The following is a 23,011-nucleotide window of genomic DNA, read 5'->3' as shown; positions in this document are numbered from 1 at the left end:
CCGCTTCAACGTGTGACCTGCCCCGGTCGTTGAGCGAGCGAAGCGAGACGAAACGCGACGACGCGGGGGCGCAGCATTCGCCTGACAGCGTCAATCGCCGCGTGGGCGACGTGCTCGCAAGGCCGATCCCGGCGGGCCGTGTCGAGGCACTGGCGTTGGTCTGCAAACATGGCGTGATGTCTACGGCCAAGCTCTCCAGTGCCATCGCCGCTCTCGGGCTGGCCGCTCTCGTGCTCGCTGGGTGCACCGCCGCCACGACACCGCAAGCGGCTGACGCGTCCAATGCACCTGCTCCCACGGCTGTCACCAAGCCGGTCACCGAGACTACGCCGACGCCGCAATCGACCGAGTCGGAAACCTGCTCCAGCATGTCGGAGGTCTACAGCTACCGCGGGGGCCTGTATTGGGAGCGGCAGGGGACTCTCCGAGATCTCGGCGCACGCGAGTTCGCGCGGGGCAAGGTGACAGTCGATGAGGACGGCACTCCCTTGACCTATACCGTTGAGCCTGGCGACGTCGAGGCCGTGATCGGTGAACGGCTCTGCGCGTACCCAGCCCTCGGCTCGATGAACCACGTACGCGTGATTTATCCGGGGCAGGTGCTCTGGCTCACCCCCGACCCCGACACTCCCTGGGTGCCGTACTACAGCCCTGATGACGCGCCTGCTGGGTTCCAGCAGATTCCGTATCAGCAAGCCATCGAGTCCGCGGGCAGAGCGGTGGACACCGGTGACGTGGACGCCGTGCGCGCGATTTGGAACGACACGCTCAAGGGCATGTTCGTGAACCGGGAGACCATCGACGCCGTCCAGAAGGTGGTCGATTCCGGCGACCTCGAGGCGCTTCGCCAGCTCTTCTCCTGATCAACGTGTGAAGCCGCTCCAGCCCTCGGCATCAATGATGCAGAAGCGGTTGCCCTCCGGATCAGTTTGATTTCGGCTGGGAGCATCGCTGGTTACGCGATCGTGCTCGGGACCATCCATCTATCAACGAGTATGAGTACAAGTGGCTACTTGTGGTAGCGTGCAAGCCAGCAGCTAGGAGGTTCACAATGGGTGCTGAAGCGGCAGCTGACCTCGATCTGGCCTTGCGCGCGCTGGCAGATGGGAACCGGCGCGCGATCCTGCGGGTGATCCGTTCCGCTCGGCAGCCGGTGGGGACGATCGCGGATGCCGTCGGGCTCTCGCAGCAGACGACTTCGCACCATCTCGGGGTGCTCCGCAAGGCGGGGCTCGCGGTCAGCACCCGCAAGGGCACTCGTCATCTGTTCGCAGTCGACACCAATGGGCTGGCAGCGGTGCGCTCGTACTTGGATGACTTCTGGCCAGGAAAGCTGGCCGAGCTCAAGACCGTCATCGAGTCGAGGCAGGCGAATTCCCATGGCTGAGTTCCGAGACTCCATCGACATCGCGGCTCCGCCGGAAACGGTGTTCGAGTACCTGACCACCAACGACGGAATAACCGCCTGGATGGGCCAGTACGCCGACCTCGACCCGACGCCCGGCGGCACATTCGCCGTCGACATAGCCGGCCATCCCGTGCGGGGTAAGTACCTGCATGTCGAGCCCCCGAGCCGCGTGGTGATCAGTTGGGGCTTCGCAGGAAGCGAGGAACTGCCGGCGGGCGCATCGACGGTTGAGTTCCGCCTCACGCCGATCGGTGGCGGCACCAGAGTCGATCTGCGCCATGGCGATCTGCCGAGCACCGAGGTGCGCGGTCATGCCGACGGGTGGGCGAATTTCCTGCCCCGTCTCGCCATCGTCGGAGCCGGCGGAGAGGCCGGGCAGGACGACTGGCAGCCGCCCCCAACCGTCGAGGACGCGAAGATCACCGAGAGTGTGCTGATCTTCGATCGACTCTCCTACGGCCCGCCCGAGCAGGCCTGAACCGGGGGCAGGTCGTGACTCCCGAGCAGACCGTCCTCGTCGAACGCGTCCGTGGCCTCATCGCTGAGGAACCAGTGGTGCGGGAGGTCGCTATGTTCGGCGGCAGATCGCTGATGGTGAACGAGAAGATGATCGTCAGCGTTCGGAAGGACGGTGGCCTTCTCGTGCGGGTCGACGCTGGCCGGCACGACGAGCTTCTGGGCGAACCGGGGGCCGTGCAGGCCCAGATGGGACCGGGTCGCGATATGGGACCGGGATGGATCGAAGTCGCGGCCGACGCGGTCAGCGACGACGAACAGTTGTCGTTCTGGATCGGGATCGCGATGGACTGCAACCGGGCCATGACCGGCTGGACGGGCATGAGCACGCCTTAGGGCAGCTGCGCGAGCGCAGACGGCAGCGGGCTACTCCATCGTGATGACGATCTTGCCGGCGGTCCGACCCGTCTCGCCGAGGCGATGCGCGTCGGCGATGCGGGCGAGGGGGAACGTCTCGGCGATCGTGGCCTGCAGCCGTCCGTGGGCCGCGAGCTCGGCGATCGCGCCCAGGTCGGCGCGGGAGGAATCGACCAGCATCCGGATCGCCCGCACGCCGAGCCGCTCCGCCTCGCGGTAGAAGTCGTCGGCGCCCCTGGGCACGATGGAGACGACGACACCGCCGGGGCGGAGTGTGTGCAGGGAACGGAGCGAGGTGTCGCCGCCGAGGGGATCGAGGACGACATCGACGTCCTCGGCCGCCTCGACGAAGTCCTGGCTGCGGTAGTCGATCGCCTGGTCGACGCCGAGGCTGCGCAGGAAGTCGTGCTTGGGCTCGCTGGCGGTGCCGATCACGTACGCGCCGCGCGCCTTGGCGATCTGGACGGCGACGTGCCCCACGCCGCCCGCGGCCGCATGGACGAGCACCCGCTGTCCCGCCTGCAGGTCGGCGTACTCGACGAGGGCCTGCCAGGCGGTGAGCGAGACGAGGGGGAGGGCGGCCGCCTGGAGGTGGTCGAACTCTGCGGGCTTCTTCGTGAAGACCCGCGCGGGCGCGGCCACATACTCGGCGTGCGAGCCGTGGCCGAAGGGGTACGACAGCATCCCCATCACCTCGTCGCCGGGCTGGAAGCGCGCGACGCCGATGCCGACGGCCTCCACCACACCCGCGACATCCCAGCCGAGGATGAAGGGCGGATCGCCGAGGAATCCGCCGTTGGCACGGTGCTTCCAATCGGTGGGGTTGAGCCCGGCGGCGCGCACCCGCACGAGGATCTCGTTGATCCGCGGCTCGGGGCGCGGGACCGAGGCGAGTTCGAGGACCTCGGGTCCGCCGAGGGAGTGCTGGATGGCGGCCTGCATCGTGGGACTCATGCTCATGCTTTTCACGATGCCTCGTCCCGCCCCCGACGGCAAGCCGGCCGCTACCGCCCCTGGCGCTTCTTGTACGGCTTCGGCTGTCCCTTCACGACCGGTGCGCGGCCCTTGCCCTTGGCGGCCTTCGCCTTGCCGCCGGCCGGCGCGGCGGGTTTCGCGGGCGCGGCGGGTGCGGACGCGATCCGGTGGCTCGCCTCTTCGAGCAGAAGGATGCCGGCAGGCGTGAGCGTCCAGCCCGCCTTCGCGCGGGTGAAGAGGGGATGCCCGATCTCGTCCTCGAGCTTCTCGATCGACGAGTACAGCGCGGGCAGCGGGACCTCGAGCGCGGCGGCGGCGCGCGGAACGTGGTTGCCCGCATCCACGACGGCGACGAACCGTCGGAGCAGCGTGATGTCCACGGCGCACCTCCTCCTCGAGCATCGCACAGGGGCGGGCCGCCCCAGGGTCCGGTTTCGGATTGCGCGCGAGTTCCGGTTCACTGGTAGCAGCGAGGACGTCGACGGAGAGGACGAACACATGCCGCAGACCGAGGGCTTCGAGCCCGATGGCCGCGCGATCCCCTACCTGAACGAGGGGAAGGGCCCCGCCGTGGTGCTGATCCCGGATCGCGGCCGCAACATCGCCTATCTCGGCACGCTCGCGCACATGCTCACCGAGGCCGACCACCGCGTGGTGCGGATCGGGTCGCGACGGCCGACATCCGACTCCGACGCCGTGTCGATGCACGATCTCGCACAGGACGTCATCGACGTGATGGACCACCTCGGCCTCGATCATGCCTGGGTCGGCGGACACGCGTTCGGCGGGTCCGTGGCGCGCACCGTCGCTCTGGATCACACCGACCGCGTCAACGGGGTGCTCCTGCTCGGCGTGGAGACGGGGGATGCCGCTGCCGCCGACGCGTCGGAGGGTCTGCATCACGCGCGTGACGCCGAGGTCGAGCCGCTGCAGCGGGCCGCGCAGGCGGCGACGCCGGCCGCCGAATGGACCTCCCTGCCGCCGGGCGTTCCGGTGCTGGTCATCCAGGGCAGCGACGACCGGATCACACCGGCCGAGAACGGCCAGGCACTGCTGAACTCGGCCCCCGACCGGGTGAGCGTGGTGGGCGTCGAGGGCGGCGGGCATCTGTTCCCCGACACCCACGCCGGCCCGACCGCATGGGCGATCGAGGACTACCTGGACTGGGACTGAGCGGATCCGGGCCGCGGGTAGCGGCCGTAGACGGCGGCCGCACCCTCGCCGAAGGGCGCGGGCTCGCCCGCCGCGGCGAACGTTGCGGCGATCTGCGCCATCTCGTCGACCCAGCGCCAGCCCTTGGAAGCCGCGCTCGCGCGGGCGCGGTCCAGACGCCCCTCCAGATCGGGCTGCGACCGCCGCCACTCGGCATGCAGCTCCTCGGCGACCCCGTAGGCCTGGGCGGTCCGGTCGGCCGACAGCACGAGGGCGGCGCTGATCTTGCTCCACGATGCATACGCCATCTTCAGCGCGGACGCGCTGTAGTCGCCGGCGGCCAGCACCACCGGCTCGAGCGTGCTGGCGACGAACAGCTCGGCGGCCTGCGCCGCAGCCGCACCCGACACGAACAGGCGGGTGGTCCCGGCATCCGTCGGCGGTGGACCCACGATGCTCCCGTCGACGTGCGTCGCACCACCGGATCGCATGACCTCGGCCACCTCGGCCGAACGCTGGGGGCTCGTCGCGTTCGCATCCAGATACAGCCCGGTGAATCCGGCGACGCCCCGCGCCGTCGATACGGCGGCCGCAGGCGGCACGAGCGATATCACCACGTCGGCATCCGCACAGCTCGCCCACGGCTGCAGACCCGCCGACTCTGCGCGGGTGCGGGTCGCCGGGCTTCGACCCTGCGGCAGCCACCCCACCTCGTGCCCCGCCTCGCGCAGGGCACTGCCGACGGCGGCGCCCATGGCGCCCGGGTGGAGGATCACGATGCGTGCCATGCCTCCATGATCCACCGATGCCGCGAGGGTGCGCGCCCTCGGCGTAGTAGCCTCGCGCTGGAGGTGAGGCGATGGAGGCGATGACGCGCGGCGAATGGGTCGCATTCGTGCAGGCGGCCGGCCGAGGAGTCGTGGCCACGGTCGACGCGCAGGGCCACCCCGAGGCGGCACTGGTGGGTCTGGCCGTCACCGAGGATGGCGAACTCGTCTTCGACTCGTTCGCCGATGCGCGCAAGATCGTGAACCTCCGCACGCAGCCCCGGGTCGCGATCGTGATCGGGCGGGAGGGAGAGGATGTCTGCGTCCAGGTCGAAGGCCGAGCGGACGTGCTGTCGGCATCCGAGCGGGACGAGTATGGGCGGGCCTACCTCGACCGGTTCCCCGGGTCGCGCGTGCTGGACGATCAGCTCGCGGTGGTGCGGGTGGTCCCCGCGTGGCTGCGTCGGTACGACGCGCGGCAGGAGCCGTCGCTGGTGACGGAGCAGTCCGGCTTCCCGGCGGCTTGACCGCGGCATCCACCGTGTCGGCGCCTCGTGGCAGGATGGCGACATGCCGGAGTCGCCCGAGGTCCAGGCGCTCGCCGAGACGCTCGACGGGCGCCTGAGCGGATGCCGCATCCAGGCCGTGGACCTCGTCGAATTCCGTGCGATGAAGACGCGCGACCGACCCCTGTCAGACCTCGTGGGCACCGGCATCCGCGGCGTGGGGCGGATCGGCAAGTACGTCGACATCGCGCTCGACACCGGTCACGCGGTCGTCTCGCTGGGCCGACACGGGTGGATGCGCTGGACGGAGGCCGGCGGCGGGGCCGACGATGACACGCAGGCGCCGGCGCTCGTGGTGCTCACCATCGACGACGGCACTCTCGCCCTGACCGACGCCGGCTCCTGGGTCTCACTGGGCGTGTGGCTGGTGGACGCGCCCGACGCGGTGCCGGCGATCGCCAAGCTCGGGCCGGATCCGCTCGACCCCACGTTCTCGCGCGACCGCGTCGATCATGCGGTCGCGGGCCGTCGCAAGCAGCTGAAGGCGATCCTGCAGGAGCAGGAGTCGTTCGCCGGCATCGGCAACGCCTATTCGGACGAGATCCTGCACCGGGCCCGCCTGTCGCCGGTCGTGCACGGCTCGGACCTGGATGACGCCGAACTCGAGCGCCTGTACGAGGCCATGCGCGACGTGCTGCGGGATGCCGCATCCGCTCGCCGCGGCATCCCGATCGACCGGCTGAAACAGGCCAAGATCGACGCGATGGAGGTGCATGGACGCGCGGGGCAGCCGTGCCCGGTGTGCGGCGGGACGATCCGCGACTTCACGTTCGGCGGAGCGAGTGCGCAGTACTGTCCGGACTGCCAGACCGGGGGCGGGAGTCTGACGTGAGTGTGCGGATCGGGGCACCTCGGCACGGCGAGGCGGCCGAGATCTCGGCGCTGGCACTCAGATCGAAGGCCCATTGGGGATACGATGATGCGTTCCTGGAGGCATGTCGGGACGAGTTGACGTACACCGAAGACGATTGCAGGTCGGGCGACGTGATCGTCGCCCGTGGCGATACCGAACTGATCGGATTCGCGGTCGTCCGCGGCCTGGGGCAAGAGGGCGAACTGAGTGCGCTGTTCGTCGATCCGCCCCGGATCGGCACGGGCGTCGGCGGGGCGCTGTTGATGTGCGCGATCGAGCTGGCCCGAGGGCGCGGCATGACGCGGCTCGTGATCGACGCGGATCCCGGGGCCGAGCCGTTCTACCGGCACGCCGGGGCGCGACGGATCGGCCGGGTGCCCAGCGGGTCGATACCGGGGCGGTTCCTTCCGCAGCTGGAGCTTCGACTGGATTCGTGACCGGCGCGACGGTGCGGGTGGACCCGTAGACTCGACCGACCATGGACCGCATCACACTGCGCACAGCCGTCGCGGACGACGCACCCGAGGTCGCACGTGTGCACACGCTGTCGCGGAGGGCGTACTACGGCGATGCGCTCGTGGGCGACGACCTCGATCGACAGCCGATGTGGCGGAGGATGCTGCCCGACCCCGCTCGCTTCGCGCGGGTGGCCGAGCGGGACGGCCTCATCGTCGGCTTCCTCTCCGCCGGCCCGGACGAGCGCGGATGCTGGGAGCTGACCGCCCTCTACGTGCTGCCCGAGGCCTTCGGCGAGGGGATCGGGAGCCGCCTGCACGACGAGTTCGTCGCCCAGCTGGCCGACGGGCCGGCCGAGCTGGAGGTGTGGGACGGCAACGACAGGGCGAAGAGGTTCTACCGTGACCGGGACTGGGTGGCGACCGACGATCGGCGCGACGGGCCGGCCGGACGGCCGTTCGTGCGGTGGCGGCGCGAAGGCGCGGAGCGCGGCCACAGCGCGATGAGTTGACCCGCACCCACCGGGCACATGTGATACCTTGCAGATCTAGATACCTGACACTGCAAGGTATGGAGGACGGTGCATGCGCATCGGCAAAGACCTGGTCGCGGCATCCGCGACACCGCTCGTTCTCGGCATCCTCGCCGACGGCGAGTCGTACGGCTACGCGATCCTGCAGCGGATCGCGGAGCTGTCCGGCGGGGAGCTCGACTTCAGCGACGGGATGCTGTACCCGCTGCTGCACCGGCTGGAGAGACTCGGGCACATCCAGTCGTCGTGGGCGCAGTCCCCGGCCGGGCGGGCCCGCAAGGTCTACCGGCTGACGCCGGGCGGCCGGACCGCGCTGGCCGAGCTGCGCGCGCAGTGGAACGTCGTCAGCGACGCGCTGCATCGCGTGTGGATGGACCAGTCGGGGCCCCGACCCGCGTTCGGCGGTGCCTGACATGAGTGCGCCGATCGAAGGCCGGATCGACGAATGGCGGTCCTACCTGGCCCACAGCCCGGCCCTTCGGCCGGATGACATCGCCGAGCTCGAGGGTCATCTGCGCGATCAGATCGACGGGCTCACCGGCTCGGGGCTGAGCCCGGACGAGGCGTTCCTGATTGCGGTGAGTCGGATCGGCCGGATCGACGAGCTGTCGCGTGAATACGGGCGGGAGCACGCGGATCGGCTGTGGAAGCAACTGATCGCCGTCGGACCCGGTGAGCCCGCGCCACGTCGCGGATTCGCTCTGGCCCTGGGCCTGGCCTGCGGCGCCGCTGTCGCCGTGAAGGTGCCCGTGCTGTTCGGGCTCACGCTGACCGGCTCGTCCGCGGACTTCTTCCTGCGCAATGCGCTGCTGCTGGTGCTGCCGTTCCTGGCGGTCTTCTTCCTCGTCCGGCGACGGGCGGCCTGGCCGGTGATCCTCACCGTCGCCGCGGCGTTCGTCGCCGCTGCCGCCGTGATGAACGCGTTCCCGTTCGTCGCGGGCGGGGCGACCCAACTGCTGGCCGCGATCCATGTCGGCGTGGTGCTGTGGCTGGTCATCGGCGTGGCATACACGGGCGGGCGCTGGCGGTCGACGTCGGCGCGCATGGACTTCATCCGGTTCACCGGGGAGTGGTTCGTGTATGTGGTGCTGCTCGGTCTGGGCGGCGGCGTGCTGGCCGGCCTCACGATCGGCGTGTTCTCGGCGATCGGCATGGACCCCTCGATGTTCGTCGTCGAATGGCTTCTGCCGTGCGGCGCCGCCGGCGCCGTCGTGATCGCCGCCTGGCTGGTGGAGGCCAAGCAGAGCGTGATCGAGAACATCGCGCCGGTGCTGACGCGGGTGTTCACCCCCCTGTTCACTGCTCTCCTGGTGGCGCTGATCGTCGCGGCGGCGATCCACGGCAGCTTCGTGGACAGCGGCCGCGACTTGCTGATCGTGTTCGACCTGGTGCTGCTGGTGGTCGTGGCGCTGCTGCTCTACTCGCTGTCGGCGCGCGAGCCGCTGGCGCCCGCCGGCTGGTTCGATCGGCTGCAGCTGCTCATGATCGTGGCCGCGCTCGTGGTCGACATCCTCGTCCTGATCGCGATGATCGGCCGGGTCGGCGAGTACGGCGCCAGCGCGAACAAGCTCGCCTCGCTCGGGCTGAACCTGATCCTGTTCGCGAACCTCGCAGGGGCCGGCTGGCACCATCTGCGCTTCGTCGGGCACCGGGGCTCGTTCGCCCGGGTGGAGAGCTGGCAGACGGCACACGTGCCGGTGTACCTCGGCTGGGCGGCGCTGGTCGTGGTGGTCTTCCCGCCGGTGTTCGGATTCGTATGAGTCGGATCAGCCCCGAGGTGGCGGAAGCGGATTAGCATGGAGCGCATGGCCACCTCGAACCTTCCCACTCCCACGCTGCAGCCCGTTCCCGTCGACGGGAACCTCCTCACAGTGGTCGAGGAGGGTGCCTGCTGCGGCATGGACGGATGCTGCAGCGACTGAGCTGAGCAGCCCCCGTCTCAGACCGCAGCATCCTCGATGTCGTCGGCGGGCTTGCGGATCAGGAACGCGCCCACGAGCATCGGGATCGACACGATCGCCGCGAGCAGGAACGCGCCGTGCGATCCGCCGGCGGTCAGCGCCTCGTCGACCGCCCCGTCGCTGATCGAGACTGCCGACATCACGGCGATCATCGCGGCGATGCCGGCCGCACCCGCCACCTGCTGCACCGTGCCCACGACGGCGCTTCCGTGGGAGTACAGCCGCTTGGGCAGTGACCCGAGCGACGCGGTGAACAACGGCGTGAACGACAGCGCGAGGCCGAGCGAGAGCACGGTCTGGGCGACCACGATGAACCACACCGGCGTGTGCGCATCCAGGGTCGTGTAGGTCCACAGCACGATCACCGCCAGCACCGTGCCCGGCACGAGCAGCACGCGCGTGCCCCAGCGGTCGTAGATCCGCCCGACGAGCGGGCCGACCAAGCCCATCAGCAGCGAGCCCGGCAGCAGGATCAGCCCGGCGTCCAGCGCCGGCAGCCCGCGCACCGACTGCAGGTACAGCGGCAGCACGGTGATGGCACCGAAGAACGCGAACGAGAGCAGCGCGGTCTGGGCGATCGACAGCGAGAAGTTGCCGAAGCGGAACACGCGCAGATCCAGCAGCGCGTCGTCGACCCGCTGCAGCACCCGCTGGCGCCACAGGAACAGGGCCAGGGCGACCACCCCCACCACCAGGGCGCCGATCAGCATTCCGCCGGACGCCGCCTGGGCACCCACCTGGCTCAGCCCGTAGACCAGCCCGCCGAAGCCGAACGCCGACAGGATGATCGAGAGCACGTCCAGCGGCGCGCGCGAGGTCTCTCCGACGTTGCTGATCCACCGGGCGCCCATCGCCAGCGCGACCAGCGCGATCGGCAGCACGATGCCGAAGTTCCAGCGCCAGCCCAGGGTGTCCAGCAGGAAGCCGGACAGCGTCGGACCGATCGCCGGGGCGAGGGCGATCACGATGCTGACCCGTCCCATCATCCGGCCGCGGGATGCCGGGGGCACCACCGTCATCAGGGTCGTCATCAGCAGCGGCATCATGATGGCCGTGCCCGATGCCTGGACGACGCGGGCGACCACCAGCATCCCGAAGCCCGGCGAGAGCACCGCCAGCAGCGTCCCGGCCGAGAACAGGCTCATCGCCGCGACGAACACTGCGCGCGTGGTGAACCGCTGCAGCAGGAAGCCGGTGATCGGGATCACGATGGCCATGGTCAGCATGAAGGCCGTGGTCAGCCACTGCGCGGCGACCGCCGTGATGCTCAGGTCATGGATCAGGTGCGGAATGGCCACGCCCATCGTGGTCTCGTTCAGCACCGCCACGAACGCGGCCGCCAGCAGCAGCCAGATCACGCGTGATTGCGCCGGCGTCAGTCCGGTCGTTCCGGATACGACCGGGGAGGTCTCGGTTGCGGCCATGGTGGCTCCTCAGATCGGGCGGGACGGCAGTCGGAAGACGGGATGCTGCGCGGGGCGACGGGCCCTGGCGACGGGCACGGCCGCCGCAGGCCCGGTGGAGGGTGCGCGTGCAGCGAACTCCAAGAGTAACGGCCGGGTCGGACACGTCATTCCCGTCGCGCGTGCGAACATTGCGCCATGGGGAGACCGGCCTGGCATGCGCGGTTGGTGGTGCGGGGAATCATCGCGCTCGCGGTCGGGTGCGTGGCCGGTTTCGCGCTGGCGCCGTCCCTCGGCCTGGCCGCCGGACTGCTGTCGGGATGGGCCGCCGGAGCGCTGACCGCCGCGTGCTGGCTGCTGATCGCGGTCTGGCCGATGGATCCGGTCCAGACGCGGACCCACGCGACGACGGAGGACCCGGGTCGCAGCATCGGGCGTGCCACGGCGCTGCTGGGCAGTGTCGCCAGCGTCGGGGCGGTCGTGGCCGTGCTGACCCAGACGCACCAGGCGCGCGGCGTGCTCGCGTTCATCCTGGCCGGCGTCGCCCTGGTGAGCGTCGCGGCCTCGTGGCTGCTCATCCAGACCATCTACATCGTGCGCCTCGCCGACGTGTACTACGCCGATCCGGAGGGCGGCCTGCTGTTCAACCAGGACGAACCCCCGCGGTACACCGACTTCGCCTACGTCGCATTCGGGGTCGGACTGACCTACCAGGTCGCCGACACGAACGTGACGACGAACGCGATGCGTCGGATCATCATCGGCCAGTCGATGCTGGGCTACCTGTTCGGTGCGGTGATCCTGGGCACGGTGATCAATCTGCTCGCGGGTCTGTGACCGGGTGCCGCCGATCCGGCGCCGTCCGCGGCCGAAGCTAGGCTGAGCGCGTGAGCATGGGCGGGCGTGGCGGCGGAGTGGGGTTCCGTGGCGTCGACGCCGATGCCCAGCGCCGGCAGAACGCCGAGGCGCCGGTCATCGCCCACCTCGGGCGACGCGTGATAGAGCTCTTCCGGCCGTACACCGCGCAGCTGATCGCGACCGCCGTGCTGGTCGTGGTCGGCGCCGGCGTCGCCGTGATCCCGCCGCTGATCGTGCAGCGCGTGTTCGACGACGCGCTGTTCCCGGTAACCGGCGGGGGTCCCGATCTGGGGCTGCTGCTGCGCCTCGTCCTGATCATGGTCCTGCTGTTCCTTGTCTCGGCCGGGCTCGGCCTCGGACAGACGTGGCTGACCTCGACCGTGGGCAACAACGTGACCGGCGACCTGAGGATCCGGCTGTTCGAGCACCTCCAGGCGATGGAGCTCGGTTTCTTCACCCGCACCAAGACCGGTGTCATCCAGTCCCGGCTGCAGAACGACGTGGGCGCGGTGGCCGGCGTGCTCACCAACACCGTCTCCAGCATCCTGGGCAACGCGGTGACGGTGATCGCATCGCTGGTGGCGATGATCCTCATCGACTGGCGGCTGACGATCATCGCGGTGATCCTCATGCCGGTGCTGGCGGTCGTGCAGCGGCGGGTCGGTCAGGTCCGGGCGCGGATCGCGGCCGAGACGCAGGAGTCGCTGTCCGAGCTCACCTCGATCACGCAGGAGACCCTGAGCGTCTCCGGCATCCTGCTGTCGAAGTCGTTCAACCGCCAGCGCGCCGAGTCAGCCCGGTACACGCAGGAGAACCGCAACCAGGTGCGTCTGCAGGTGCGGCGGGCGATGAGCGGGCAGGGGTTCTTCGCCCTGGTGCAGGTGCTGATGGCCAGCGTGCCGGCGGTGATCTACCTGGTGGCCGGGTTCCTCATCTCCGGCGGCGCGGATCTGATCACCGCCGGCACGGTCGTCGCCTTCACGACGGTGCAGGCACGTCTGCTGCAGCCGCTGATGGGCCTGATGCGGGTCGCGCTGGATCTGCAGACATCGTCGGCGGTGTTCGCCCGCATCTTCGAGTACGTCGACCTCGTCCCGGCGATCGCCGATGCGCCGGACGCGATCGGGGTGGACCGCGCACCCGGTCCGGTGGGCCGGGTCGAGTTCCGCGACGTGGTGTTCCGCTACCCGGACGCCGCGCCCGAGTCCCGGGCGACCTTGAACGGCGTCTCGTTCGTCGCCGAGCCGGGACAATACGTGGCCTTCGTCGGTCCGTCCGGGGCGGGCAAGACCACCGTGCTGTACCTGACCCCGCGGATGTACGAGGCGTCCTCGGGCGCCGTGCTGTTCGCCGGTGCCGACGTGCGCGCGCTCACCCACGAATCGATCATCGACGGCGTGGGCATCGTGTCGCAGGAGACCTACCTGTTCCACGCCACCATCCGGGAGAACCTGCGCTACGCGAAGCCGGACGCGACCGACGAGGAGCTCTACGAGGCGTGCCGGGCCGCCAACATCCACCACATCATCACCGGCTTCGAGCACGGATACGAGACGATCGTGGGCGAGCGGGGCTATCGCCTCTCCGGCGGCGAGAAGCAGCGCATCGCCATCGCCCGGGTGCTGCTGAAGGACCCGCCGGTGCTGCTGCTGGACGAGGCCACCTCCGCGCTGGACACGGTCTCGGAGCGCGTCGTGCAGGAGGCGCTGGAGGCGGCATCCCGCGGGCGGACCACTCTGTCGATCGCCCACCGGCTGTCCACCGTGATCGGCGCGGACGTCATCCACGTCGTCGATGCCGGGCGCATCGTCGAGTCCGGGACGCACAGCGAGCTCTTGGCCCGCGGCGGGCTGTACGCGCAGCTGGCCGCGCAGCAGCTGGCCGCGAGCCGCGTGCTGGACACCGAGGAGCGGGAGGCGCCGCCGGTGCCGCCCGCGCATCCCGAGCGCCGCGCCGACCGGGCGCCGGACGACCCCACGGGGGAGTGAGCGGCCGGCTCAGCCCGAGACCGCGGCGACGGATGCCGCGACCGCCGCGGCGACGGCATCCAGGTCGTGCCGCAGCCCGTGCGGGAGCGTGAACCGCACCGCCGTCTGCGCGGTCTCGCGGTCCACGCCCATCGCGAGCAGCACATGCGAGGGCTCATCCGCCCCCGCCGCGCACGCGGAACCGCTGGAGGTGACCACGCCGCGGCGCTCCAGCTCGAGCAGGATCGCCTCGCCGCTGGTGCCGGCGAACGTGAACGAGGCGGTCCCGGGCAGCCGGTGCACCGGGTGCCCGGTCAATCGCGCCTGCGGCACGGTCGCCAGCACCCGGGCGATGAACGCGTCCCGCAGCGGCGTCAGGGCCGCTGCATCCGCTGCCCGCTCCTCCTCGGCGAGCTCCAGCGCGGTGGCCAGGCCCACCGCGCCGGCGACGTCCTCGGTGCCGCTGCGGCGCCCGCGCTCCTGCCCGCCGCCGTGCAGGAGAGGTTCCAGCGGGACACGCGCTCGCACGGCCAGCGCGCCCGTTCCCTTCGGCGCGCCGACCTTGTGACCGGCGACGGCCAGGGCGTCCGCGCCGATGCCGGCCAGTGGCAGCCAGCCGGCCGCCTGGACGGCGTCCACGTGCAGGGGGACGCCGGCGGCCTGGCAGGCGGCCGCGATCGCGGCGACGTCCTGCACCGTGCCGACCTCGTTGTTCGCGTAGCCCACGCTGACCAGCGCCGTGTCGGGCCGGATCGCCGCGGCGATCGCGGCCGGATCGGCGCGACCGGCGGCGTCCACCGGGACGAGCGTGACATCGAACCCGTGCACCCGGGCGAGGTGCTCGGCCGAGGCCAGCACGGCCTCGTGCTCGATGGGCAGCGTGATCACGTGCCGGGCGTCGCGGGCGAGCGCGGCCGCGACGCCGATCCCCTTGATCGCCAGGTTGTCGGCCTCGGTGCCGCCCGAGGTGAAGACGACGTCGGCGGCGCGCATGCCCAGCACCCGGCCCACCCGGGCACGGGCATCGGCCAGCGCCTCGGCGGCGGACTCGCCGACGGTGTGGTGGCTGGACGGGTTGCCGAACACCCCGGTCAGGTACGGCGTCATCACCGTGAGCACCTCGGGGCGGACCGGGGTGGTGGCGGCGTGGTCCAGGTACAGCATCAGCCCTCGATCTGCAGGTCCAGGCCCAGGTCCACGGCCCGCGCGCCGTGGGTGAGCGCGCCGACCGAGATCACGTCGACGCCGGTCTCGGCGATGGCCCGGACCGTCTCCAGGCGCACCCCGCCGGAGGCCTCGACGACCGCGCGACCGGCCACCTGCGCCACGCCTTCGCGCAGGTCTGCGAGCGAGAAGTTGTCGAGCATGATGGTGTCGACGCCGGCGGCCAGCACGGGCTCGATCTGGTCGAGCCGGTCGACCTCGACCTCGATGTGGGTGGTGTGCGGCAGCCGGGTGCGGGCCAGCAGGAGCGCCTCGGTCACGCTCAGTCCCTGCCCGGTGAGCACGCCCAGGTGGTTGTCCTTGGCCATCACGGCATCCGACAGCGAGAAGCGGTGATTGTGGCCGCCGCCGCACAGCACGGCGTGCTTCTCGAAGGCACGCAGCCCCGGGGTGGTCTTGCGGGTGTCGACGATGCGCGCCCGGCTGTCGGCGACCTCGGCGACGTAGCGCGCGGTCAGGGTCGCGATGCCCGACATGCGCTGCACGAAGTTCAGGCCCACCCGCTCGGCGGTGAGCACGGCCCGCGCCGGTCCGGTGACGGTGGCCAGCACGTCGCCGGGGGAGAAGACAGCGCCGTCGTCCCGCTGCACAGTCACCTCGATGCCCGGGTCGGTGAGGGCGAAGGCGGCGGCGAACACCGCCCCGCCGGCCAGCACGCCCTCCTCGCGGGCGACGAGGGCCGCACGGGCGGTGGCGCTCTCGGGGATCAGCGCGACGCTGGTCAGGTCGCCCCACGGGGCGTCCTCCTCCAGCGCGGCGGCGACGGCGCGCTCGATCTGGGCGGGGGTGAGCATCAGCGGGCCTCCTGCAGGACGTGTGCAGAACTCCGGACATGCGTGCCGGATTCGGGCGAATCGGGGGCGTGTCGGGTCGCCACGGACCGGATCACCGGAGTTCTGCACGCGGGGTCGTCGCGCCGGAAGTGCGCGCCGACCGATGTGCGACGGACGGATGCCGCGGCCACGACGGCCCGCGCGACGGTCAGCAGGTTCTCGTGCTCGAAATCGGCGGGCGTGCGCGGGTTGCGGACCGCTGCGGCCCATCTGGACAGCACCGCGGTGGCGTGGGCGAGGCCGGGGGCGTCGCGTTCGACGCCCGCGCAGCGCCACATGAGCTCCTGCAGGGCGGCGCGGGAGAACGGCGACGCCGCGATGTCGGCGCTCGCGCCCGACGCGCCCGACGGCACGACGGACGCGGGGCCGCGGACCGTCGGCCATCCGGTGGATGCCGCCACCGCCGCCGCAGCCCCGGCCCGGGCGCCGAACACGGCGCCCTCGAGCAGGGAGTTCGAGGCGAGGCGGTTCGCGCCGTGCACGCCGGTGCGGGCGCACTCGCCGGCCGCGAACAGCCCCGGGATGCTCGTGCGGCCGTCCAGGTCGGTGACCACGCCGCCCATCAGGTAGTGCGCCGCGGGGGTGATCGGGATCGGGCTGTGCGCCCAGTCCCATCCGTGCGCACGCACCGCGGCATCGATCGTGGGGAAGCGCGCGGCGAGGAATGCCGCCGTGTCGGCGCCGCGGACGGATGTCGCATCCAGCAGCACCGGTCGTCCGTCCTGTTCGCGCATGCGCCGCGCGATCGCCCGTGCGACGACGTCGCGCGGGGCCAGTTCGCCGTCGGGGTGCGCGTCGAAGAGGAACCGCCGTCCCGCCGCGTCAACGATCGTCGCGCCTTCCCCGCGCACCGCCTCGGAGACGAGGAAGCAGGCGGGACCGGCCAGCACGGTCGGGTGGAACTGGACGAATTCGAGGTCGGCCACCTCGGCGCCGGCCCGCAGCGCGGCGGCGATGCCGTCGCCGGTGGCCACGGCCGGATTCGTCGTGTGCGCGTAGAGACGGCCGGCGCCGCCGGTGGCCAGCACGACGGCGTCGGCGGGAAGGATGCCGCGGCAGCCGGCGATCATCAGGTCGACGCCGGTGGCCCGGCCGTCGGCCGTCACGAGGTCGATGAGGAACGCATGCTCGAGCACGCGGACACCCGAGGCGCGCAGTCGCGCGACCAGGGCCTCCTCGATCGCCCGGCCGGTCGCATCCCCGCCGGCGTGCAGGACGCGCGGGAACGAGTGGGCCGCCTCCAGTCCGCGGGCGAGGTCGCCGCCGGCCGTGCGGTCGAAGGCGACGCCGGCCTCGATCAGCTCGTCGATGCGCGCCGCGCCCTCGTCGGCGAGCACCCGCGCCGCCGCCGGTGCGCCGAGTCCCGCCCCGGCCGCGAGCGTGTCCCGGATGTGGGCCTTCACGCTGTCCTCGGGGAAGACGACCGCCGCGATCCCGCCCTGGGCGACGGTGGTGTTCGCATCCTGCAGGGCGCCCTTGGTCACCAGCGTGACCGCGGCGCCGGCCGCGTCCGCGTGCAGAGCGGCGGTGATGCCGGCGATCCCGCTGCCGACGACCACCACATGGGTCACGAGGCGCGCTCCGCGCTCCCGCCGGAGGATGCCGGCGGCCGGGCCGCCAGCATCCGCTCCAGGGCGAGACGGGCGGGGTCGGCGACCGACGCCGGCACCTGCACCCGATTGCGGACCTGGCCGGTGACCAGGCCCTCCAGCACCCACGCCAGGTAGCCGGGGTGGATCCGGTACATCGTCGAGCACGGGCAGACCACCGGGTCCAGGCAGAAGACGGTGTGCTGCGGATGCTGCGCGGCCAGGCGCTGGACCAGGTTGACCTCGGTGCCGATCGCGAACACGGTCGGCTCGTCCGCCTCCTCGATCGCCCGTCGGATGTAGGCGGTCGACCCCGACTCGTCCGCGGCATCCACCACCGGCGCCGGGCACTCCGGGTGCACGATCACGCGGACTCCGGGGTGCTCCGCGCGCGCCCGGTCGATCTGGTCGACGGTGAACCGGCGGTGCACCGAGCAGAACCCGTGCCAGAGGATCACGCGCGCCTCGCCCAGTGCGTCCGCGGACGACCCGCCCAGCGGGCGGCGGGGGTTCCACATCGGCATCCGGTCTTCGCTCACGCCCATCGCCTTCGCGGTGTTGCGACCCAGGTGCTGGTCGGGGAAGAAGAGCACCCGGCGTCCGCGCGCGAACGCCCATTCCAGCACCGTGCGCGCGTTGGACGAGGTGCACACGATGCCGCCGTGCCGTCCGACGAAGCCCTTGATCGCCGCGGACGAGTTCATGTACGTCACCGGCACCACCGGCACCAGGCCGTCCGCATCGGGCGCGTCCAGGTCGCCGTAGACGTCGGCGAGCTGCTCCCAGCAGTCCTCGACCTCGTCGATCGTGGCCATGTCGGCCATGGAGCAGCCGGCGGCGAGGTTCGGCAGGATCACGGCCTGGTCGGGGCCGGACAGCAGGTCGGCGGTCTCGGCCATGAAGTGCACCCCGCAGAACACGATGGCCTCGGCATCCGGGTGCTCCTGGGCCGCGGTGGCGAGCTGGAACGAGTCGCCGACGTAGTCGGCGTGGGCCACGACCTCTTCGCGCTGGTAGAAGTGGCCGAGCACCACGACCCGGTCGCCCAATGTGCGCTTGGCCGCGCGGATGCGCTCGTGCAGCTCGGCCTCCGGCGCCTCCCGGTATTCCCGCGGCAGCTCGCCCTGACGCGGCGCGCCGGTGGGGATCACGTCGCCGAGCGAGGCCCCCGGCCCGTACCCGGGAACCGTGTCGAAGTCCCAGGGGCCGGCCGCGAGGTCGGGTGAGCAGGACGTCTGCGCGGAGGTGCCGGTCGCGATCGCCTGGATCGCGTGATCGACCGATGCGTCGACGGGATCCGGCCGTTCGGTCAGCGTCAGCGAGGTGGGCGCCATCATTCCTCGATTCGGTGGGGTTCGGGTGGCGTGGTGGTCAAGGGACCGCGCTCGGCGAGTTCGATGTCGCCGTCGTAGCGGTACAGACGTGCGGGGCGGTGACTGCCGGTGCGGAAGCGATCGGTGGGGATGAGAGTGCCGGTCGCCTCGGCCTGCCGGCGGAAGTTGGCCGGGTCCAGGCGTCGGTGCAGGATGGATTCGTACACCTCGCGCAGCTCGGCGAGGGTGAACTCGTCCGGCAGAAGGCCGTGCGCGATGCGCGAGTAGCCCACCTTGTTCCGCAGCCGCCACAGGGCGTACTCCACGATCTGGTTGTGGTCGAACGCGAGCTCGGGCAGCGCGTCCGCGTCGAACCAGCGCACGTTGTGCGGGGTGTCGCCGCGCGCGTCCACCTCGTCCTGCCGCAGCAGCGCCCAGTACACGATCGACACGACCCGGGTGGGGGAGCGCTCGAGCGCCCCGAACGCGTACAGCTGCTCCAGATAGCTGGGCGCAAGGCCCGTCGTCTCGGCGAGCGTGCGCGACGCCGCGGCATCCAGTTCCTCCGCAGAGTCGAGCCAGCCGCCGGGCAGCGCCCACCGGTCCGCGAACGGCTCGCGGGTGCGGCGCACCAGCGGCAGGGCGAGGGATGCTCCGTCCTCGCGTGGGCGCAGCGTGAAGATCACCGTGGACACGGCGACGCGGGCGGGTGCGGCGGAATCGGTTCTGGTCATAGTGACTTTAACTGTCGGATCCGATCTTAGAGTCAGTTCGACCAGAACGCCAAACCGGGGCGTCGGAAGCCGATACGCTGAGCGCGGGCCGCATGTGCCGGCCGGACGACGATCGAGGGGGCATCCTGAAGCGAGTCTCCGTGGTGGTGCCCACGTATCGGTCCACTGCCCACCTGGATGAGTTGGTGGCCAGCCTGGACGCGCAGACGCTGCCGCAGCAGGAGCTCGAGGTGCTCCTGATCGACGACGGCTCGCCGGACGACACCCCCGCGCGGCTGGAGGCGTTCGCCCGCGACCGCGAGAACTACCGGGTGATCCGGCTGCCGCCGTCGGGCTGGCCCTCCCGGCCCCGCAACGAGGGCATCGACCGGGCACAGGGGCGCTACGTGGTGTTCCTCGACCACGACGACCGGCTGTTCCCGGATGCGCTGCGCGCTGCGTGCGCGCTCGCCGACCGCACCGGGGCCGACGTCGTGGACGGCAAGGAGTCCAAGAGCGACACCCCGGGCTGGGCGATGCGCGACGTGACGACGGATGTCGACAACGCGATCGACTGGATCGACCCGCATCCGCTGGTCCCGATGAACCCGCACAAGATGTTCCGCACGGCGTTCCTGCGGGAGAGCGGCATCCGGTTCCCGGAGGGCGGGCGGCAGATCTGGGAGGACATCGCGTTCGACATCGCCGCGCACGCCCGCGCACGGGTGGTCTCGCTGATGGTGTCCACGCCGTTCTATCTGTGGCATCGGCCCGAGCACGACACCACGAGCGCCACCTTCCATGACGACCTGGAAGAGTACCTCGATGCCGTCGCCCGGGTGTTCCGCTGGATCGACGAAGAGCTGCAGCAGCCGCGGTTCGGCGAGCTGCTGCCGCGGTTCCGGGCGTATCAGCTGCGGATGCGGGTGCTGCCGCTGTTCCGCTGGGATCAGCGCACCGAGGCCCAGCGCGACCGCATCCGTGCGTTCGCGGCCGAGCTGCTGCCACGTATCCCCGAGGATGCGGACCGGCACCTGGACCCGTGGCGGCGGATCGGGATCGCGCTGGCCCGTGCCGGCCGTTTCGACCTGATCGCGCGGCACATGCCCACCTGGCCCCGGCTGGACTGCACCCCGGTCGCCGGTCCGGTGCGGTGGACCGCCGACGGCCTGGCGGTCGCCGTCGACCTGACCTGGCGCTTCGACACCACCGAGCCGTCCGCGGTGATCTGGCAGGACGGTCGTGCGGTGCTCGCGCTCGATCCCGACGTGGCGCGATTCGCCGCCGAGCATGCGCTCACCGCCGACGTGACCGCCGACCTCGAGGCGGCGGGCTACGCCGTGGACCGGCGCTCGCGCACGCAGAAGATCGACTGGATGCTGGGGCACGGCGTCGGCGCGCGCCTGCAGGCCGCCTCCGATGGGGAACCCGTGCGCGCGACCGCGCAGCTCGCCCTGCGCTGGGACGTCGCCGACGACGGTCCCGGCCGGCTGCACGACGGCCCCTGGGACCTGTACCTGCGCACGACGATCATGAGCACGCGGATCGTGCGGCGGGTCCGCACCGAGACGCGCGACCGGACCTGGGCGATCGCCGCCGGTCGACCGGCAGCGGCGTATCGGGCGCAGAACGGCGGACTGAGCGTGGATGTCGGGCAGAGCCTGTTCGGGATCGTCGACGACCCGCGCACCACAGCCTCGGTGCAGGACGGGCAGCTCGTGCTCGACCTCCCGCACGTGACGGTGCTGTCTCCGGCCGAGGTCCGCGGCCGCCTCGAGACGGGCGGTCGCGCGATCGGCGAGTGCCGGCTCGTGGTCGAGGACGGGCGGGCGCGCGTGCGCGGCGCGCTGCCGGCGCGGCCCGGGCTGTACGCGATCGTGTTCGGCATCACCCGCTCGCGGCTGCGCGTGCAGGTGCGCCGGTCGGGCCGGGTGCGCGTCCGGCACGAGCCGCGGCGCAGTGCCCGCGGCATCCTCCGCTCCGCCGCACGCCGGATCATGCCGCACCTGCCGGCCTCGCTGCAGGCACAGCTGAGCCGGGGCTCACGGCGGGGCTGACCGCGGGGCGAGCGACTTCTCAGCCGCGCCGCATACCCTGGCGGGACCGAGAGGAGACCCATGGCCGTCGTGGACATCGTGCTGCTCGTGATCCTCGTGGTCGCGCTGATCACCGGGATCGCCCGCGGCCTGGTGGCGAGCATCGGCGTGCTCGCCGGACTCGTGGCCGGCGGCATCGCGGCGGTCTGGGCGGCGCCGGCCGTCGCGCGACTCGTCGCCGTCCCGATCTGGGGGACGGTGGTCGAAGTGGCGACCTGGGCCGCGCTGCTGGCGATCGGCGCATCGCTCGGCGGGATGATCGGGGCGTGGGTCCGCCGAGGCGTGGACCGCACCCCGCTGCGCCTGATCGACCGGCTTCTGGGCGGGGTGGTCGGCGTCCTGGTCACGGCACTGGTCGCGTCGCTGGCGGCCACCGGCGTCATCGCGACCGGGATCCCGGTCGTCTCGTCGGCCGTGGCATCCTCTCGGGTCATCGGCACGATCGACGCCCTCATCCCCGCCCCGGTGCAGCAGGCGCTGGCCCGCGTGCGCGGGACGCTGGCCGCCGACGGGCTGCCCGCCGTCGGCGCGCTCCTGGGCCCGGGCACCGCCGCCCCGGCCGCGCCGGTGCCGCTGGATGATCCGGAGATCGCCGCGGCCTCGGCCTCGGTCGCGCGGATCACGGGCGTCGCGTACGCGTGCGGGGTGAGCCAGACCGGTTCGGGCTTCGCCGTCTCGCCCACCGCCGTGGTCACGAACGCGCACGTCGTGGCGGGAGTGGATGAGCCGGTCGTGCAGCTGCCCGGTCACGCCGCGCATCAGGGACGCATCGTCTACTTCGATCCCGGGCAGGATCTCGCGGTGATCGCGGTGCCGGGACTCGACGCCACACCGCTGCAGCTGTCGCGGCCGCTGGCGGCCGGCGCCGGTGCGGTGGTGGCCGGATATCCGTATGGCGGACCGTTCACGCTGGGCGACGCCCAGGTGCTGTCGGCGGGCACCGCTCCCGTCGCCGACATCTACGACGAGTCGAGCGAGCCCCGGCCGGTGTACTCGCTGAAGGCGCAGGTGCGCCCCGGCAACTCGGGCGGTCCGCTGCTGACCGCATCCGGCACGGTCGCGGGCGTGGTGTTCGCGCGCAGCGAGGACGACGGCGACCTGGGCTACGCGATCGCCGACCAGGCGCTGGCCCCCGTGGTGGCCCGGCTCGGATCGTTCACCTCGACGGTGTCGTCCGGGCACTGTATTCGGTGACCGTGCCGGGTATGCTGTGAGCGCAACTGAACAGCATCTCGGCCGCATGACGCACACGGGAGAGTCCGGCACCACGCCGGACACCGAAGGAGCAAGCCTCCCCGCCAATCTCTCAGGTCCGCATACCGTGGACGTCCGGCCACTCTGAAAAGCGATTTCGCGCACAGCCGCGCCGAAATCCGCCGACGGTGAAAGCCGCAGCATCCGCTCGTGGCGAAGCTCTCAGGCCCATGACAGAGGGGGAGTCCGATCGACGCCGACGGCGTCGCCGACTCGAA

At 71.5% G+C, this 23,011-nt stretch carries 24 protein-coding genes and 2 riboswitches; of the genes, 15 read left to right on the top strand and 9 right to left on the bottom strand.

The genetic code is table 11. The annotated features are described in order from the left end of the window. Positions 1–101 precede the first annotated feature (101 nt). From AC0L6F_RS03900 to AC0L6F_RS03885, 4 genes are all read left to right on the top strand, one after another. On the top strand, positions 102–863 hold the full coding sequence (locus tag AC0L6F_RS03900) for a hypothetical protein (protein ID WP_473539238.1): 762 nt from the start codon (positions 102–104) through the stop codon (positions 861–863). Between the two features lie 188 nt (positions 864–1,051). Beyond that, positions 1,052–1,387, top strand: coding sequence for an ArsR/SmtB family transcription factor (locus tag AC0L6F_RS03895; RefSeq protein WP_259612166.1), 336 nt, complete (start codon positions 1,052–1,054; stop codon positions 1,385–1,387). Beyond that, positions 1,380–1,886, top strand: coding sequence for an SRPBCC family protein (locus tag AC0L6F_RS03890; RefSeq protein ID WP_473539237.1), 507 nt, complete (start codon positions 1,380–1,382; stop codon positions 1,884–1,886). Before AC0L6F_RS03895 ends, AC0L6F_RS03890 begins: the two co-directional genes overlap by 8 nt. Positions 1,887–1,900: 14 nt before the next feature. Then, a complete protein-coding gene (locus AC0L6F_RS03885) occupies positions 1,901–2,260 on the top strand; it encodes a TfoX/Sxy family protein (protein ID WP_473539236.1) in 360 nt (119 codons plus the stop codon). A 30-nt stretch (positions 2,261–2,290) separates the two neighbouring features. Here AC0L6F_RS03885 and AC0L6F_RS03880 read toward each other — a convergent pair whose 3' ends face one another. Next, positions 2,291–3,241 carry an NADP-dependent oxidoreductase gene (locus AC0L6F_RS03880; RefSeq protein WP_274638049.1) on the bottom strand — a complete coding sequence of 317 codons (951 nt, stop codon included), beginning with the start codon at positions 3,239–3,241 and terminating at the stop codon, positions 2,291–2,293. Between the two features lie 44 nt (positions 3,242–3,285). After that, complete coding sequence (locus AC0L6F_RS03875) at positions 3,286–3,636, bottom strand: LysR family transcriptional regulator (RefSeq protein WP_274638050.1); 351 nt, start codon at positions 3,634–3,636, stop codon at positions 3,286–3,288. A 118-nt stretch (positions 3,637–3,754) separates the two neighbouring features. Between AC0L6F_RS03875 and AC0L6F_RS03870 the strand changes: the two genes are divergently transcribed. After that, positions 3,755–4,429 (top strand): alpha/beta fold hydrolase, encoded by a 675-nt coding sequence (locus AC0L6F_RS03870; RefSeq protein ID WP_274638051.1) that lies wholly within the window; start codon positions 3,755–3,757, stop codon positions 4,427–4,429. Here the strand turns inward: AC0L6F_RS03870 and AC0L6F_RS03865 are convergent. Continuing rightward, a complete protein-coding gene (locus tag AC0L6F_RS03865; RefSeq protein WP_473539234.1) occupies positions 4,411–5,196 on the bottom strand; it encodes an NAD(P)-dependent oxidoreductase in 786 nt (261 codons plus the stop codon). The two genes, AC0L6F_RS03870 and AC0L6F_RS03865, sit on opposite strands and share 19 nt — an antisense overlap. A gap of 71 nt (positions 5,197–5,267) precedes the next feature. Between AC0L6F_RS03865 and AC0L6F_RS03860 the strand changes: the two genes are divergently transcribed. The 6 genes from AC0L6F_RS03860 to AC0L6F_RS03835 all read left to right on the top strand — a co-directional run bounded on the left by AC0L6F_RS03860 (position 5,268) and on the right by AC0L6F_RS03835 (position 9,342). Continuing rightward, a complete protein-coding gene (locus tag AC0L6F_RS03860; protein ID WP_473539233.1) occupies positions 5,268–5,702 on the top strand; it encodes a pyridoxamine 5'-phosphate oxidase family protein in 435 nt (144 codons plus the stop codon). A 43-nt stretch (positions 5,703–5,745) separates the two neighbouring features. Continuing rightward, positions 5,746–6,573 (top strand): Fpg/Nei family DNA glycosylase, encoded by an 828-nt coding sequence (locus tag AC0L6F_RS03855; protein ID WP_473539232.1) that lies wholly within the window; start codon positions 5,746–5,748, stop codon positions 6,571–6,573. 2 nt (positions 6,574–6,575) lie between these two features. Then, a complete protein-coding gene (locus AC0L6F_RS03850) occupies positions 6,576–7,031 on the top strand; it encodes a GNAT family N-acetyltransferase (protein ID WP_473539230.1) in 456 nt (151 codons plus the stop codon). Between the two features lie 41 nt (positions 7,032–7,072). Next, a complete protein-coding gene (locus AC0L6F_RS03845) occupies positions 7,073–7,561 on the top strand; it encodes a GNAT family N-acetyltransferase (RefSeq protein WP_473539228.1) in 489 nt (162 codons plus the stop codon). A 73-nt stretch (positions 7,562–7,634) separates the two neighbouring features. Then, a complete protein-coding gene (locus tag AC0L6F_RS03840) occupies positions 7,635–7,994 on the top strand; it encodes a PadR family transcriptional regulator (RefSeq protein ID WP_473539227.1) in 360 nt (119 codons plus the stop codon). A gap of 1 nt (position 7,995) precedes the next feature. Then, the gene (locus AC0L6F_RS03835) at positions 7,996–9,342 is read left to right on the top strand and encodes a permease prefix domain 1-containing protein (RefSeq protein WP_473539226.1); all 1,347 of its coding nucleotides are present in this window, start codon (positions 7,996–7,998) and stop codon (positions 9,340–9,342) included. Positions 9,343–9,521: 179 nt separating this feature from the next. Here the strand turns inward: AC0L6F_RS03835 and AC0L6F_RS03830 are convergent, their stop codons facing one another. Continuing rightward, entirely contained in the window at positions 9,522–10,967 is a 1,446-nt protein-coding gene (locus AC0L6F_RS03830; RefSeq protein ID WP_473539225.1) for an MDR family MFS transporter, read from the bottom strand. A gap of 177 nt (positions 10,968–11,144) precedes the next feature. Between AC0L6F_RS03830 and AC0L6F_RS03825 the strand changes: the two genes are divergently transcribed. After that, positions 11,145–11,783 (top strand): DUF1345 domain-containing protein, encoded by a 639-nt coding sequence (locus tag AC0L6F_RS03825; RefSeq protein ID WP_473539224.1) that lies wholly within the window; start codon positions 11,145–11,147, stop codon positions 11,781–11,783. A 56-nt stretch (positions 11,784–11,839) separates the two neighbouring features. Next, the gene (locus AC0L6F_RS03820) at positions 11,840–13,792 is read left to right on the top strand and encodes an ABC transporter ATP-binding protein (protein WP_473539943.1); all 1,953 of its coding nucleotides are present in this window, start codon (positions 11,840–11,842) and stop codon (positions 13,790–13,792) included. A 9-nt stretch (positions 13,793–13,801) separates the two neighbouring features. Here AC0L6F_RS03820 and AC0L6F_RS03815 read toward each other — a convergent pair whose 3' ends face one another. From AC0L6F_RS03815 to AC0L6F_RS03795, 5 genes are read right to left on the bottom strand one after another with little or no spacing between them, the layout of a single operon-like run. Continuing rightward, the gene (locus AC0L6F_RS03815; protein ID WP_473539223.1) at positions 13,802–14,935 is read right to left on the bottom strand and encodes a cysteine desulfurase family protein; all 1,134 of its coding nucleotides are present in this window, start codon (positions 14,933–14,935) and stop codon (positions 13,802–13,804) included. After that, a complete protein-coding gene (gene nadC / locus AC0L6F_RS03810) occupies positions 14,935–15,789 on the bottom strand; it encodes a carboxylating nicotinate-nucleotide diphosphorylase (protein ID WP_473539222.1) in 855 nt (284 codons plus the stop codon). Before nadC ends, AC0L6F_RS03815 begins: the two co-directional genes overlap by 1 nt. Then, positions 15,789–17,399, bottom strand: a complete 1,611-nt coding sequence (gene nadB / locus AC0L6F_RS03805) for an L-aspartate oxidase (protein ID WP_473539221.1) — start codon at positions 17,397–17,399, stop codon at positions 15,789–15,791. The genes nadC and nadB overlap by 1 nt, the downstream gene beginning before the upstream one ends. Beyond that, positions 17,396–18,751, bottom strand: a complete 1,356-nt coding sequence (gene nadA / locus AC0L6F_RS03800; RefSeq protein WP_274638555.1) for a quinolinate synthase NadA — start codon at positions 18,749–18,751, stop codon at positions 17,396–17,398. The genes nadB and nadA overlap by 4 nt, the downstream gene beginning before the upstream one ends. Further along, positions 18,751–19,464, bottom strand: coding sequence for an NUDIX hydrolase (locus tag AC0L6F_RS03795; protein WP_473539220.1), 714 nt, complete (start codon positions 19,462–19,464; stop codon positions 18,751–18,753). Before AC0L6F_RS03795 ends, nadA begins: the two co-directional genes overlap by 1 nt. Positions 19,465–19,604: 140 nt before the next feature. On the opposite strand from AC0L6F_RS03795, the gene AC0L6F_RS03790 reads away from it, so the two are divergent. Continuing rightward, positions 19,605–21,500 carry a glycosyltransferase family 2 protein gene (locus AC0L6F_RS03790; RefSeq protein ID WP_473539219.1) on the top strand — a complete coding sequence of 632 codons (1,896 nt, stop codon included), beginning with the start codon at positions 19,605–19,607 and terminating at the stop codon, positions 21,498–21,500. Positions 21,501–21,560: 60 nt separating this feature from the next. After that, positions 21,561–22,733, top strand: a complete 1,173-nt coding sequence (locus AC0L6F_RS03785; RefSeq protein ID WP_473539217.1) for a MarP family serine protease — start codon at positions 21,561–21,563, stop codon at positions 22,731–22,733. Between the two features lie 46 nt (positions 22,734–22,779). Then, positions 22,780–22,871, top strand: a riboswitch (glycine riboswitch). Between the two features lies 1 nt (position 22,872). After that, positions 22,873–22,977: riboswitch (glycine riboswitch) on the top strand. Positions 22,978–23,011 lie beyond the last annotated feature (34 nt).

It is taken from the genome of Microbacterium sp. G2-16M (assembly GCF_055809115.1).
This window is presented reverse-complemented; position numbering and strand designations above follow the sequence as displayed.